This window comes from Prochlorococcus marinus str. NATL2A (assembly GCF_000012465.1).
GTDB classification, from domain to species: domain Bacteria; phylum Cyanobacteriota; class Cyanobacteriia; order PCC-6307; family Cyanobiaceae; genus Prochlorococcus_B; species Prochlorococcus_B marinus_B.
The window spans coordinates 1,074,967-1,088,669 of sequence record NC_007335.2 but is presented as its reverse complement, the minus strand read 5'-3'; the positions used below and the strand labels follow the sequence as shown (position 1 = coordinate 1,088,669).

Here is a 13,703-nt window from a genome sequence, read left to right as displayed (position 1 = left end):
TAGCTTTAGTTCTTACTATTTTGAAAATTTAATAAGGCCACTCTTTTTATTACTGAGCTTTAAAGAGTGGATCTGTGAATTTAAAACGTCAGTGCTCCTCCTCAGAAACCAACTAGTTATAGTCCTCGATTAACAGTTGTCTGACGTATAACTATGTTAGATAAATTAAATATTTGAACGTCTAACTTATCCACAGATTTTAAGTCTGGTTAACCGAATCTAACTAAAATGTTTTGCGATATTTGTAAAAAGAACGGCCTAGTTCAATATCGAGTTGTCAGTGCTAAACAAAAAGATTGGATTTTTACTTGTAAGGATTGTTGGCAAGAATTTACTAAAAATGAGGGATATAGATACGGCGGAACTAGAAAAGCAAATCGTAGAAGTAAAAAATAATTATCAGCTTAAACCATTACTTTAGATCCAACTTCAAAAACACCTGCCAATAGAAGAAGTACAGGAAGATTCCATAGTACTAATAGTTTAGCTGCGGTAGATTTGTTTAATGCAAGCATGGCTAAAAGCTGTTCCTAGATGTGTGAGGATGTCTACAACATAAGTGCAATGCCCATATTCCTACAGGCCGGTTCAGGTAGGGCTAACCAGTTCGGGTTTTTATGTCATCCCTTTTTTAATAGATGTCTGATTGATCTAGATCAGCTATAACGAGCTGGTATTTATATAGCTTTATGCGACGCATTTTACTTCTTGCACTAACAGCAGGAATTTCTATCCCAATAGTTGCCTGTAGTCCAAAGAAGCAAACATCCATTGAACCAGTGGTAGTAGAAACTCTTATCAGTGCAACTGAATCGTGGAATGGAGATTCTTTTAAGTACCCGAGAGGGAAAGCAGAAATGAAACTTGAAAAAATAACTGCTCAAGCTGGTTTTAAAACACCTCTTCATTTACATCCACAGCCTGGGATTATTTATGTTCAGAGAGGAACTCTTTATTGTGAAACCAGTGACGGACAATCACTGACATTAGGAGCTGGTGAAAGCTTCGCTTCATCTCAGGATACTGCTCATTATTGTCAAAACATAGGTGATGAAGAGATGGTGGTTTTTAGCGCCTCAGCAGGAGCTAAAGGTAAAAAGACCACTGTCCCGACTGAATAAATAAACGCTTTCTGATTGAATAAAGAAGGTCGACAGTCGATGGCCCTCTGAATAACAAGGGCTGATTTAGATCAGTCCTTTTCAAATATTCGTTTACGGGAAAAAGGATTAATGGTTCCAATTTTTGCAACTTCTACACAAAGCAACCTGCTGATTTATGTGGGTGGTGGTGGTTTTGTTTTACTAGGAGCTTTTTACTTTGGGCGACTAGTTACATTCTTTTTCCCAAACAATCCATTAATCAAAAATGGGAAGAAAGAGAAAGAGGAACTTACTCCAAAGCAAAAAGAATTTGTCGAGTTCCTTGAGAAAGCCTCAAATCAATCAAATGAGAATAACGATGCCTGATGTGAAATTAAATTCTGGTTCAGATGATGTTGGAAGGAAATTCAAGATCATTGGGATTTCAGTGACCTTTGGCTTAAACGCAATCGTTTTTATTTGGTATTTTTTCTTTTCAGGTCTCACCTGAAACTTGTCATTAATCAATCATTTGTTTATAGATGTAGAAGGGTAATTTGAAAATGTGGTCAAAGAAATTACTATCTACGAATCTTTTGACGGTACAAGATTCGACTCGCTTAAAGAAGCCGAGAACTACGAAGAATGTTTAAAGAATCAGGCTATAAGAGCATTATGCAATCACGACTATGAAGCATGGGAAGACTATATGTTTACTCGATCAAGAGAAACTGACTAAAAAAGAAATTTAATTACTACACCGCTGAACAGTAGAAGTACTCACACAGTAACTATCAGCAACAAAAAAAATGAAAGAGGGGTTATTTCCCCTCTTAGCATTAGTTTTCTCAACTCTGCAAAGGTCGCAATTCTCCTTTTTAAGGATGGTGAATGGAGTAAAAAGTTTCACAAGCCCTCCTTGCTAGACTTTTGGTCTTATCCTTCTGTTTGCATATTAGGAGTAGGAGAACACTACGAAAAGTTGAATAAAAAGTTAATTTCTAGGTGATACGTCTGTTGATTCTTTTTCTTAATACCTGTAATTGAACGTTAAATCTTAATTGCTTAATGTGATCAAGCTTTTCTACAAGATCGGCTGGCATAGACCTTGCAGCCTTGAACATTGCGAAAGCATATCTATGAATATCTTTGGTGTAAGAATCCATAGTCGAAGTAAGGATCGATACAGACACACTCGCTAAAACGATAATCATTGTCAATGTACAAATGATTTGTGTATTAAATTTAAGATTGACTTAGCCTACATCTAACAAGTGTAGTAGTACTTCGTATAGATCAGCTATTTCCTATGCTCTGTCAATATTTCTTTACCTTATTTTAAATGAATCAATCAATCCCTTTTGTCTAAAAGTTTTGTTTTCTTTTGAATTACAGATACTTTCTAAAATTAAGTATCTTATTGATCTTTTCTTTATGAGCTAACTTTTTTCAATATTGATTTGATTGGCATAAAGGACATGTGGCTGGTCTTTGCTACCTTCACTTGCTTCAATCCATTCTTTGTATTCCTCTCTAAGTGCTTTTTCATTCAGTCCATCTAATTCATTTATTCTTTTTACAGCATCCTTCATTGTCACTTCAAGGGCTCTTTTAAGGCTAATAGTTGGAATTTTCATACAAAGCTACCAACTAAAGAATCAGCTAAATAAGTACAGACAACAAAAGCGAACGTCATTGCTATTGGCTTTTGAAAAAAATTATTAGAAGAGTTCATTTTGATTTCTTAATAATGACCTATAGAACTAACGAAACAAGCTAATGCTCCGCAATAAACAAAAAACAAACTCATTTCTAGTGGTCTTCGGCTGAAAAATGAGAGATAAAAGTTAGATGATTTCATGTGGCTGGATAGATGGTTTGAACATGTTTGTATGTTTTTCTTTGTCAACTTTTGGTACGTCAAAGATCGGTCATTTTGATTTAGGAATACTTAAAAAGTAAACAGTTTCAAATTTTCAAACACACCTATCTTCTAACGGATTTGTATGTCCTGTCAGTGTGCAGAACTCCCTAAAAAAAAGTCGTATTTTTACTACAACGAAGTACCCTTTTAACTTCTTATTTGAATACACCTTTTTGAATCCTTATGTTTACGCCATCTCACGGAATAATGTTCGGAATACTCTTTGTTGTTAGCGCTGCCTCGATCTTTGAAATGTCTACTGCAGAACAGAATTAAATATTGATCAGACAGTTAATAATTTCATTCAAGCCCCTTATTGACACCAGTAATTTCATTGTGTTGTCCATTCAACGCTGACTACATCTCCAGCAAAGATAGGTTTTGGTTCTGACCTGGACTATTTTTAATCTTAATTTCATTAACCGCAATGTTCTTTGATTTGCGATTATTGGAACAAGAAGATCGAGAATAAAACCATAAATAATTTAGTCAATCTTCCCTGCTAGACCTTGAACTATTCCTTTTACTTGTGGAAGGGAGTGGAAAGCACTACCTCGACCGAACATCACTACTTAAAGACTACTTTTTATATTTGTCACATCGGTGAATGGAATGTGCAACCCCTGTATCACCGAAAAATCATCACCCCCTACCTGAAATGACTTCAATCGATAATTCTTCAGCAGCTAAGTTCCTAGCTCTTTTCTGCATCCCTGCTCTTCTACTTGTATCAGGTTCTTTTGATGTTGCTTCTTCTGTAATTGTTTAATTAAAACAACGCCTTCAAATTTTTCACCTGATTTTTACGAATCCATCCTTGAAGCTTCAGACAATGGCGAGCTTTGGGGAATAGAAAATAGTGATTTAACACCGCTCGAGGTTCAACTTATTCTTTCTCATGACTTCAGCTGATACATCTAAGACAAGAGATGGTTCAAGTTTTGGAAAAGTAATTGCTTTTGGCATCGCTGCAAAACTATCCATACTTGCTATCTTTGTTGCTTCTAAATTCGGCTAATTAATGACTTCTATAAAATCTCATAATACATCTACTCCAACCAAATCAAATAATGGATTTAATTTTTCATTAGGGGAATTAATTGGTGGTATTTTGTTTGATCTTTACGCTCATTTTTAAGATATAGATTACCTCTTAACAGTTGCTTAGTTCGTAGTGCTCTCATGAAGCAGAATAAACAGGAGAAGAACACCTACTACAAGAATAATCACCTGCATTACTAGGTCGGAATTGATTCTCATATGATGGATAGTTCCCCCATCCCACCTCTAGAGGTGATGCATCCAGTAAATAATATGAACAAAGGAAATTAAAGAAAATAGATGTCTATGAAAATATTTCTTCAATCAAAAAGCCCTCAAAGAAAAGGGCTAGGAACTTTAACTGACTGATCCCCATCACCCAGCGATGCTAAAAATGATAGTCAGCGCAGTAAATTAGGTCAAACAATTAGGGCTGATCCAAAGCTTGACTTGATTTGATTCTGTTTTTAGTAGTCGAATGAATATTTAGTTGTGACCAATACGACAACCAACTTGAATTAAGCCTCGATCTAGTAGTCGACCAAGCTTCAAAGCTGTCGCTTCTTCAACTCGTGAAAAGTGAGTCTGATTTGATGTTAGCCAATTCATTTCATCTGAAGTAATCACACCAGTTGAAATTGATTTAAGAAAAAGCAATCCAAGATTCATAGAATTAATTTGAAAGAAGTAAAGGTCAAGCCTCATGTTGTGTTACCGATGCTTGGACCTTTATGAACCAAAGGACTGAGACCCATCACCCAGTCATAGAAACCTTAGTAAGGACTCAGAATCTTTCAAGATCTCATAACACCATATAAAGATTCACATAACAAAACTTCACTATTGAGCGCCATATATGGCGGGGGTTGCTTCTTCGAGGAAACGGGGCTAGAAATAGTATCCCCATCACCCAGGCCGTAGGACACCATACCTAGGGTCTTTTTTATTGAAAAAGGCTGTAATAGCTAAAATTAACCAATAGTTTTTCAGAGTATCTGTGGATAACTCTTTATCTCTTTAATGAAAATTGATAAATGAACCTCATTCTTGCTTTCATTACCCCAATCCTGATTATTGGATTCCTCTTCGTGTTTATCTCGGAGAACAATGAACTTCCAAATTGGATGGATAACTTATCTAGAAATAGCAGTTCTATTTGGACCTACGGAATAATTACCATCACACTTCTCTCAATCATCAAATATCTGATTTCAAATTAAATCAGTGTCTTTTTTAATGCTTATTTTCTTTGCATCCATAATGCGTCCATGAACTTTATGAAATAAAGGGAGTTGAGGGAATTTAATGGACTGGTGATTATCTAAGAAACCGTACTCGTAGATTATTTCATTCTTTCTAATTAGCTTGTTAGATTATCAATACGTTCGCCTCAACTCATGGGGTGCATCAAATGGAAGTAGGGAACGGGATTTCCAGTAATTGAAAAGGTCATGAACAACCTAGTCCTAACCAAGAAGCGAATCAAGAAAGCTGAAATGCTTCATGCCGCTCAACTTGCAACATTTAAAAAAGGAGTATTTACTTCTTACAAACCTTCAGTTTTTGAAGAAAGACAAAAGCAATTTCGTGAAGAAGTTGCATCAATGGATTCTTAATTCAGAATTGAATTGTTGACAGTCGATTTATCTTGGGGGCATTAGCCCCCATCTTTATGGATCAAAAAAAAATTGATACATGCGAAGAGCCACTATTTTTAAAGGTCAGATCCAGAGATACCGTTCTGGTTGGCGAGAGTGAAATATGCAAAGTTCTTTCATTTACTGGAGGTTCTAGAGATCCAGACGCTCCCTCACTATTCCAAGTGGCGAATGTTGATACAGGTGAAATTAAGCACGTTCATGCTGCTGAAGTGAAAGAGATAGTTTCCACTTATGAGGAAGAAATTCATAAGCGACAGCAGCAGCAATGAAGCAATTTAAAAATCTATTCCCTTTTATCGCTGCTATTGGAGTTTTCTTCTTGGCTAGTAATTCGCCTATGTGGAAACAAATGAATCAAAAGCCGTCAGTCGAAAACGAAGTCAAACCTATCCCAGTAAAGGAATTTAAATAGTTAGAGAATGTAGCTGCTCCAGCGTCAGAAGTACGCTTACGCCAACAGTTAGCAAGGACGAAGAAACCTTAAGTTCTTTTGCCATTGTGGAGAGGTAACTCTTGATGTATTTGTATCGCACGTATTTTTAGGCTGCCGCATCCTTCGATACATTTAGGCCAAAGACCACCACCTAGCAGTTAAGGTGAAAATTCGGTTGACAGTCGATTTGTCTTGGGGGCATTGGCCCCCATTTTTATTGATCCAATTAAAAAAGTTAAAACAAGAAACCCCTCTAGAAATTCCAATAACTAAAGGGGTTATTAAATTGACTCGTACTATATGAAGTCAATTTATGTCTTGATGAGGCTTGGCCTCAATTAATTTATAGGTGAAATCAACTTAAAAAACAAGCAAAGATTGGAAAGCCCTACCTCAACCGAACATCAGGAGTGGAGAAGTTCTTTTTAAGCTAATAACAAGTTGATGGCGTGGTACGTGAGCATCACCAAATCAGTTTAGATCGGGGGACAGTCGGTGAAATCCTGTCCTCTCTTCGCAAATTCATCAAAAGTAGGTCTGTACTTTTTTTGATAAACAAAACCTAAAGTCTTCCAGAAAAGTTGATTAGCCTCATTTCCTACTCTAGGCGTCACCTCTTCAAGACACTATTAGGAACTTTGAGTAACTATTAAAGTTAGTTAGCCCCCTTTTAAACAAGGGGGTTTTCTATTGTCTTGCTCAAAATATACAAATTAGAGAACTTTACGATTAGACCTCTCTCGGTTAATGATAAAAGTTGTTAGCTTTCCATCTTCGTTTTTATCCTATCGTTGGATGAACTTAGAAAAACAACACTCCAAACTTTTAAAACTTCAAGCAAAGGCTGATGCTTGTACCTCAAGAAAAGAGGCTCTAAAAATTTTAAAAAAGTCTGATAAGACTATCAATAAACTTTCTAGGCCATAGATCTCCGACTAACAGAATTAGGATTAGCTCCATAATTTTTTGCAATATTGCTCCAGTCCTGGCATAACTTCCATAGCTGCTATTTCTTCTGAAACTTTCTTATTCCTTTTGATAACTTCTTCATCATTAAAAACTGCTTAATTTGCCTGAAGCATGAAGTTCAGATAATTCTGTGTAGCCACCGATAAATTCTTCGTCTATGAAAATTTGAGGAAAGCTCGAATAATTACTTCTTTTATGAAGGGAATTAAAATCTTCATCATTTTCGATCACTTTTATTTCATGTGGTATTTGTAATGTTCTTAGCATCCGAACAGCTCTCGAGGACCATGGACAATCTGGAAGTATAAATATTTCAACTGCTTGCTGATTAGTATTGACTTCTTTTTTACTTATAGTCTCATCAAGAAATCCTATTAATAAGTCAGCGCCTTTTAGTATTATCGTCCCCTCCTCTAGGTGACCGGCCCATACCTTGCATTCTCCATCTGAAAGACTTATATGAAGATGACATTTGTTTGGAGATATTGTTCCATTCAAGCCTATTATTTCTAGATGATTTTTAATTGTAGTAGCTTCTCCTTTCCCCGGACATTGAAATTTAGCTATGGATAAATTACCTACTACACTCAAAACATATCCTAATTTATTTTCTTTTGTCGCCAGAGCTTGAAGACTATTAAGAAGATCACTTCCAGATTCAAGTTGTAATGTCTTTGGATAAATCAAATTTCTAGAATAATCCTAAAAATATTATCCTCTTATTGAGAAGTTTTTGAGTTTATGGAGTTTTTGTAAAAATATGATTGAAGTGATGAGAGTTTCCTAAAACCTTTCCAGCTGATCTAGAGATCTAGTTCAACTTCTGTTCGAAGCTGGTCTATGGCTTAAAGAGTTAATCTTTTATTCTCATTTTAGTAGTGTTCTCCTACTCCTAACCAGAACAAAGAAGGAGTAGACCATAGGTGTAGCCATAAGAGGTTTATGAAGCTATTTACTCCCTTCACTATCCCAAAAAAGGACAATTACGACCTTTGCAGAATTAAAACTAAAAAAAGAAAAGCAGTTGAGAATCCATTATTAGATAACCTTTTTAGAAACCTTTATAGGCAGAGATTTGATTTTGTTTTCGACTGACCTGAAAATGTCAGTCCGTGGTCTATGGCTTGAAGACTAGGCAAAGGAAATTCTTGTTCCTAATTGTCAGCTAAAAATTCAATATATTTTTTCAATGTATAGCCATGACAATCGCAAGGGTGTTTAGCTTGTAGACCTACAGAATCATCTTGACCTCTAAATCTTCGACAATTACAAACAAGATCAATATCTGTTCCAGCTATAAAATCTTCCACTCTTGCATCAAACCACTCTTTAGCTTCTTTTGGAATATTTCCATCTTCATGCCAACTCTGTCAAACCAAACCATCAAACATTTTTACTCCCTCTTCCCTTACTAAGCCATTGATTCTGTCGAAGGGGTTTCTTACAGGACATTTTGATTCATTTATAAAGAAACTTTTTGGTGACTTTGGACCATGGATCCATGAACGCTTCTCTATGGATCCAAACACCTCTATCTGGTCAAAATATTTCTTTGGATGGACTTCAGGTTCAGTTATATGATGTAGGTCTTTCCAATCTTTGCTTTCCTCATTGCCTCTCAATTTCTTTTTACTTACTTCTTTCTCATAGTTTTCAACCGTTGGAAGGAAGTTACTTAGTGGCAATTCAGCAGGAAGATTCAGTCTTTCCTTCTCCCATCTGCAAACTATCTCTTTCACTTCAGCAGCATGAACGTGCTTAATTTCACCTGTATCAACATTCGCCACTTGGAATAGTGAGGGAGCGTCTGGATCTCTAGAACCTCCAGTAAATGAAAGAACTTTGCAGATTTCATTCTCGCCAACCAGAATGGTATCTCCAGACCTAACACTTGAAAATAAAGGTGCACTCAAACTGTAATTTTAGCGGCTTAATTCTTTTTAGCGTATCAATCAGCATTTCCGTCTGGAATAAATCTGGAATAACTTTCTAAGTGAACTTCGAATGGGTGACCCCTATTGATTTAATTAACAAAGGACCCAAAAGAAGTAATAGACGTTTCTTATTCTGACAAGTAACTGGTAATAACGGTTGAATCCCAAATGTGACCGCCAGCTTCTATTGGTTCTCTTGCTCCTTCAAACATTGCTTTCGCAACTCCCTCTTCTGCTTGATGGACTACTACCACAGATTGAGGATCATCTTTACTAACTCCACGATATAAAGGTGTAACTGCATTCGCCTTGTGTAATGCGTCAATGTCTGGACTATCAAATCCTTTTGCCCATTCTTCAAAGGGAACTGAAATCTTAAAAGTGAATATTGTTGTTTCTAGAGACATCAAGAATAAAAACAAGTATATGGAATTATTGCAAATTTCTTATAAAGTTTCAGTTCAGAATAGACGTTTATCTATTATTTATTAGAGCCTCCAGAAAAGAGTTCATGGATAAGTTCTTTGATCTTTGCAAGGACGCTCAAGAAGAAATTCCATCAAATGTGATTGCAGAAATTCTCAGAGATTATGCGGAAAGTTTGGATTAGATGAAAAAACTCTTTTCTTTTGTTCTTGGTCTTCTTTTGTTTTTCTGCCCTCTTGCAGCTCAAGCAGAAGATGTTGGGCCAATGCCTCAAGAGGGAATAGTTGAAGCACCTTCACTTGATCCAATGTCGAATGAGGCAATTAGATATTTACAAGGTGAGGACATGTATCAAGGCACTCTTAGTTGGCAAGGCAACAAAGCTTCTACCAAATTTAATTACGATATGAAAAAGGATAAAAGATAGATGGCAATATTCGCAGTTTTAGTTCTCATGGGATTTGCCTTGTCTTGCTACTTCCGAAGCTGGGGAGTTTTTAATCACCTGATTGGATATAGTGTTATTTTTGCCTCAATACCTTTAGGGCTGAAATATGCATCGGTGGCAGGGTTAAACCCAATAGCAGTTTTTTTTATTTATATAGCTGTGTTTTGGATTGTTTATTTCTTTATTTATCTCAGGAAGCGTTAAGGCATAGACCATCACATGAAAGTATTAGGAATTACTCCATAGATTTTTGCAATCTTGCTCAATATCCAGCTTTAACTTGTATCGATTTAATGTTTGAACCCCCTTATTTGTGGAAAATCTGAGTCGAAAAAGATTGACGTGGCTAGCTTAATGATGGTGCTCTAAGCCAGAATAACTTCCAACGCCTACATGAAATTTACTGAGCTACTTTTGATTTTTTCTTCTTTATCACTTACGTTTTTAGGCATTTCATTTTTATAAACCAAAAGATCACTTTTTCAATTGACCGAGGTCAGTCGAAAACAAAATCAAAACTGTCTCTTTAGTTGAGTTTAAACAATTTATCTAAGAATCGATTTTCAGTTGCTTTTCTATTGTTAGTTTTAATCTTGCAAAGATCGCAATTGTCTTTTTGAGGAATGGTGAAAGGAGTGTTGATTGTCTTATAACCACTCTTTGCTTCGCCTTTGATCTACTCCTCCTATTTGTAAGAAGAAAGTAGAAAGCACTACTTCAACCAAACTTCAGTTTAAGAGAACTTCTTTTTAAGGAATTAATACGTTGGAAGTTAGTATTGAAAGGTTTGTTTGGCTTCAGTCAGATCAGGGGATGGCTGGTGAAATCCTTTTCCTTAGTTCGTTAAATTAAAAAGTGTGGTCTTTCCCTTCACACAATTTTAGCCAACCCTCCACAGTGAGGGTTTTCTTTTTACTAGTCTTCTTATTAAGTACCAGTGCTGAAATGCTTGATTTACTTAGGAATATTTATTTTGCTGCTGACGAATGGACTGGGAATATTCAAAACGAGATGGATGCTAGTTATGTCGAACAGTCATCGCTGACTAATCTTTTTACCGAACAAAAGTTTTTGGGTTGGGCGGGACTGCTTTCAATCTTCGTAGCGATTTGCGCAATATTTTATTTCCAATTTCAAGCATGGGAACAAGAAGATCAAGAACAAAAATAAAAATAATACGCTAAGCCTTAGACCAGTTACGAATACTAAATACTAGTTAGACAAAGCTCATTAATTCCAGCAATCTTTTTCCAGCTCCAGTCCTAACCTCTTTTAGATTAATGTTTTGATATTCCATGACGTTTCGTCAATAACCTTATCTTTAATTCTTTCTCTAGAAGAAAATATTGACCATTCAAATTCTTCAACAGTAAGAAATAAAAAAATAAAGGCCAAAATAGAATTAACAATAATAAATCTAATTGCCTCTAATAAAGTCTTTAGATCAAAAATACTTCTATCGCTATAGATATATGTATTTGCAAAAGTCATCTTTTAAAAATCAGAAAATAAGTACAGAGGAACAATAAGAAATTCTTATTACAAGTCAAGAGGAATCATGCCAATCCCCACCTACTGAAAATAGTAGATCTTACCCAATAAACCCAGTCATTTTTCTCCAGCTCCAGCCGTGATTCCTATTTCGGATTACGACCTTTCCTTTTTCATCGCATTCCTAATTTTTTCCTCGTTCTTAGTAACTATTGCTTCAGCTCCTTTTTCTTCGTTTTGAGTTGAGATATGTCGAGAGGAATATAAAGAACTTTGTTCATCGTTATTTCCAGTAACTTTTATTTTTTTGTTGAAAACATTCAATAAATCAGAGGATGCCTTCTTTGCTTCTCTCTCATACTTGCTCACTATTTCTTCAGCACCTTTCTCATGCTCTGGTGTTGATGCATGACGAGAAGAATAGGAAGATTCATTCTTGACTGCTTTTGTTCCATCCTTAAAGTTGTCAGCTATGGATTTTAATAAATTTTCTGCAAAACTTCTAGGACAGCCAAGATCTTCAACCATTTCCTCTATTTGAGAATTTATATCCTGATAAACGGCGGTTATAATTTCTTTCTTTAGCTCATCAGTTGTGGTCCAGTCTTCTGTCATTTTTATTAGCTATTCGAAATAGATGATCATGATGAGCTTGCTATTGACCCTACCAAGCAATCTTTGAATCAATATTATAAAAGACCCTTTTAGTTGAATTAGTAATATTTACATCTATGAGTAATTTTAATCTTTAGCTTAGGAACTTATCTCCAAGCTCAATAAGTTGAATCTAGTCTCTTGTAGTCTTTCCCTGAGGTGATTAGAAAGTCTTTTTTATTTATCTAATTCGTTTTGAATGATCTCTGAAGGAATTACTAAAACTTCATCATTAATACTTTCTCCTAGCCATTCCTTGTATTCATTGAATAAGCAGCGACGATCGGCAGCTCTTCTTAAAATTTTCATTCTTGAAACAGCATTATTGACTGCCATATGCAAGATGTCTTTAAGCTGCTTATCAGCATTCATTCGTCTAAGACTTATCTGTTAATTAATATCTAGCTAGTAATCTTGAACTTGAAATTGGAGTTAATACTCTTTGTGTCTATACCAGGACCTTTTACAATTTATAAGGTGATTTAGTCTCGCATTCTTTCAGTCTTCTTCTTCTTCATTAATTGGTTTATTTAAGAGAAATGGCTTCATTTGTTAAAACTTCTTCCATTAAGGGGATTAAGGCTGTTTCTATTTGTTCTTCTGTTTTGAATCCAAGGACTTCTGCAGGTTCATTACCTAACGAGATAACCATTGATTCGACTGGATTAGTCATTGGTTGATTGACTCTATTCAATGCATATGTATGGAAATTACCTCTAAAACATTTGTAATTAAGAGTTTTGTGTTGAACAGAAGTTAATTAATTAAAAATATTCACATCTAGATTGCCTTCTAGTGGTTATTGATCAAATGCAGCTGCAAAATTTCAAAGCACTTTACTAAAAAGTCCTCCTAGAAGAAAATCAAATTCAGGAGCAAATGGATTCCGTATGAAATTGCAACCTATTACCTACAAGTTTTCGTTATTTATATTTTCTTTAACGAAAAACTTTTTTGAACTCGGTTGTTTGTCTTGGATATTCCCCTAAAGATTTGATTTGAAAGTGTTTACATTCCAAAACTATTCTTTGTATAACTCAATACTTTTCCACAATTTAAAATATTTGATCCCAACTTTTCAAAGAATTCAAAAACATAGAAAAATTCATAGAGTTTTAAAGCATAAGTTTTTGAGAGATCAACTATATAAAGCCATCTCTCAGTTTTTTATATTATTTTCAAAAGAATAAAAATTAAGTTTATGATTAGTCCTTTTTTCTTCAGATAAAGCGCATCAAACTGATCTAGAGAAAGAATATTAATCAGCAGATCCTTCACCTAGGCTTATATGTTCCTCAAAAAATGAATATACAAATAGACTAGATAATGTTTAATTGTCCTTATCCAACTAATTGATGAGTCTTAAAAAAAATCTTATATCATTCATAAGATAATCTAATCAATCAAGTTTTAAATGGTTTTCTAAGAGAAATTGATTTGTTTTCAACATGTTTTCCACAGAGAAGAACAAATAAACCCTTTCAGGCTGGACTTCAGGGGAAAATCCTTCAAATAATGCTTTTTTGGTGATGATATATACAAGCTAGTCTTTATATTTGTTCTTTCCTGTTGACACCCTTTTCTCCCAAAGGATCTCTTGATGAGACACCTTAAGACTTGACCTTTTGTGTTCCTTGACT

The 13,703-nt window shown here is 35.2% G+C and carries 21 protein-coding genes; 10 read left to right on the top strand and 11 right to left on the bottom strand.

Features of this window, described 5'->3' with window-relative positions:
• The first annotated feature begins 228 nt into the window (after positions 1-228).
• The 4 genes from PMN2A_RS10760 to PMN2A_RS10755 all read left to right on the top strand — a co-directional run bounded on the left by PMN2A_RS10760 (position 229) and on the right by PMN2A_RS10755 (position 1,821).
• On the top strand, positions 229-396 hold the full coding sequence (locus tag PMN2A_RS10760) for a hypothetical protein (protein ID WP_011295090.1): 168 nt from the start codon (positions 229-231) through the stop codon (positions 394-396).
• Positions 397-689: 293 nt separating this feature from the next.
• A complete protein-coding gene (locus tag PMN2A_RS06090) occupies positions 690-1,121 on the top strand; it encodes a cupin domain-containing protein (RefSeq protein ID WP_011294685.1) in 432 nt (143 codons plus the stop codon).
• A gap of 111 nt (positions 1,122-1,232) precedes the next feature.
• Positions 1,233-1,469, top strand: a complete 237-nt coding sequence (locus PMN2A_RS06085) for a hypothetical protein (protein WP_011294684.1) — start codon at positions 1,233-1,235, stop codon at positions 1,467-1,469.
• A 178-nt stretch (positions 1,470-1,647) separates the two neighbouring features.
• A complete protein-coding gene (locus PMN2A_RS10755; protein WP_187146437.1) occupies positions 1,648-1,821 on the top strand; it encodes a hypothetical protein in 174 nt (57 codons plus the stop codon).
• Positions 1,822-2,083: 262 nt separating this feature from the next.
• Here PMN2A_RS10755 and PMN2A_RS10750 read toward each other — a convergent pair whose 3' ends face one another.
• Positions 2,084-2,248 (bottom strand): hypothetical protein, encoded by a 165-nt coding sequence (locus tag PMN2A_RS10750; protein ID WP_187146436.1) that lies wholly within the window; start codon positions 2,246-2,248, stop codon positions 2,084-2,086.
• A 273-nt stretch (positions 2,249-2,521) separates the two neighbouring features.
• Entirely contained in the window at positions 2,522-2,719 is a 198-nt protein-coding gene (locus PMN2A_RS06075) for a hypothetical protein (protein ID WP_011294683.1), read from the bottom strand.
• 894 nt (positions 2,720-3,613) lie between these two features.
• On the opposite strand from PMN2A_RS06075, the gene PMN2A_RS10745 reads away from it, so the two are divergent.
• Positions 3,614-3,775: a hypothetical protein gene (locus PMN2A_RS10745; protein WP_011295034.1), complete on the top strand. Its 162-nt coding sequence runs from the start codon at positions 3,614-3,616 to the stop codon at positions 3,773-3,775.
• A 758-nt stretch (positions 3,776-4,533) separates the two neighbouring features.
• On the opposite strand, the gene PMN2A_RS06070 is transcribed toward PMN2A_RS10745, so the two are convergent.
• Complete coding sequence (locus PMN2A_RS06070; RefSeq protein ID WP_144043275.1) at positions 4,534-4,716, bottom strand: hypothetical protein; 183 nt, start codon at positions 4,714-4,716, stop codon at positions 4,534-4,536.
• A gap of 782 nt (positions 4,717-5,498) precedes the next feature.
• Between PMN2A_RS06070 and PMN2A_RS10740 the strand changes: the two genes are divergently transcribed.
• The 3 genes from PMN2A_RS10740 to PMN2A_RS10735 are packed head-to-tail and all read left to right on the top strand — an operon-like array spanning position 5,499 to position 6,120.
• A complete protein-coding gene (locus tag PMN2A_RS10740) occupies positions 5,499-5,663 on the top strand; it encodes a hypothetical protein (RefSeq protein ID WP_011295075.1) in 165 nt (54 codons plus the stop codon).
• A 56-nt stretch (positions 5,664-5,719) separates the two neighbouring features.
• Complete coding sequence (locus tag PMN2A_RS06065) at positions 5,720-5,977, top strand: DUF3104 domain-containing protein (protein ID WP_041711006.1); 258 nt, start codon at positions 5,720-5,722, stop codon at positions 5,975-5,977.
• Positions 5,974-6,120 carry a hypothetical protein gene (locus tag PMN2A_RS10735; RefSeq protein WP_011295149.1) on the top strand — a complete coding sequence of 49 codons (147 nt, stop codon included), beginning with the start codon at positions 5,974-5,976 and terminating at the stop codon, positions 6,118-6,120. Before PMN2A_RS06065 ends, PMN2A_RS10735 begins: the two co-directional genes overlap by 4 nt.
• A gap of 1,074 nt (positions 6,121-7,194) precedes the next feature.
• On the opposite strand, the gene PMN2A_RS06055 is transcribed toward PMN2A_RS10735, so the two are convergent.
• The 4 genes from PMN2A_RS06055 to PMN2A_RS06045 form a co-directional block, all read right to left on the bottom strand.
• On the bottom strand, positions 7,195-7,797 hold the full coding sequence (locus tag PMN2A_RS06055; RefSeq protein ID WP_011294679.1) for a PCC domain-containing protein: 603 nt from the start codon (positions 7,795-7,797) through the stop codon (positions 7,195-7,197).
• Between the two features lie 467 nt (positions 7,798-8,264).
• Positions 8,265-8,420, bottom strand: a complete 156-nt coding sequence (locus PMN2A_RS10730) for a hypothetical protein (RefSeq protein WP_011294678.1) — start codon at positions 8,418-8,420, stop codon at positions 8,265-8,267.
• A gap of 60 nt (positions 8,421-8,480) precedes the next feature.
• Complete coding sequence (locus tag PMN2A_RS10930; protein ID WP_011294677.1) at positions 8,481-9,023, bottom strand: DUF3104 domain-containing protein; 543 nt, start codon at positions 9,021-9,023, stop codon at positions 8,481-8,483.
• A 149-nt stretch (positions 9,024-9,172) separates the two neighbouring features.
• On the bottom strand, positions 9,173-9,451 hold the full coding sequence (locus tag PMN2A_RS06045; RefSeq protein ID WP_011294676.1) for a DUF3764 family protein: 279 nt from the start codon (positions 9,449-9,451) through the stop codon (positions 9,173-9,175).
• A gap of 203 nt (positions 9,452-9,654) precedes the next feature.
• Here PMN2A_RS06045 and PMN2A_RS06035 point away from each other — a divergent pair, with 203 nt between their 5' ends.
• Together PMN2A_RS06035 and PMN2A_RS06025 are read left to right on the top strand one after the other, a co-directional pair.
• The gene (locus PMN2A_RS06035) at positions 9,655-9,897 is read left to right on the top strand and encodes a hypothetical protein (protein WP_011294675.1); all 243 of its coding nucleotides are present in this window, start codon (positions 9,655-9,657) and stop codon (positions 9,895-9,897) included.
• A 918-nt stretch (positions 9,898-10,815) separates the two neighbouring features.
• Positions 10,816-11,088, top strand: coding sequence for a hypothetical protein (locus tag PMN2A_RS06025; protein WP_225866292.1), 273 nt, complete (start codon positions 10,816-10,818; stop codon positions 11,086-11,088).
• 102 nt (positions 11,089-11,190) lie between these two features.
• Here the strand turns inward: PMN2A_RS06025 and PMN2A_RS06020 are convergent, their stop codons facing one another.
• The 4 genes from PMN2A_RS06020 to PMN2A_RS10725 all read right to left on the bottom strand — a co-directional run bounded on the left by PMN2A_RS06020 (position 11,191) and on the right by PMN2A_RS10725 (position 12,736).
• Complete coding sequence (locus PMN2A_RS06020; protein ID WP_011295136.1) at positions 11,191-11,409, bottom strand: hypothetical protein; 219 nt, start codon at positions 11,407-11,409, stop codon at positions 11,191-11,193.
• A gap of 156 nt (positions 11,410-11,565) precedes the next feature.
• On the bottom strand, positions 11,566-12,024 hold the full coding sequence (locus tag PMN2A_RS06015; RefSeq protein WP_011294673.1) for a hypothetical protein: 459 nt from the start codon (positions 12,022-12,024) through the stop codon (positions 11,566-11,568).
• Between the two features lie 216 nt (positions 12,025-12,240).
• Positions 12,241-12,435, bottom strand: coding sequence for a hypothetical protein (locus PMN2A_RS06010; protein ID WP_011294672.1), 195 nt, complete (start codon positions 12,433-12,435; stop codon positions 12,241-12,243).
• 154 nt (positions 12,436-12,589) lie between these two features.
• On the bottom strand, positions 12,590-12,736 hold the full coding sequence (locus PMN2A_RS10725; protein ID WP_011295096.1) for a hypothetical protein: 147 nt from the start codon (positions 12,734-12,736) through the stop codon (positions 12,590-12,592).
• Between the last annotated feature and the right edge of the window lie 967 nt (positions 12,737-13,703).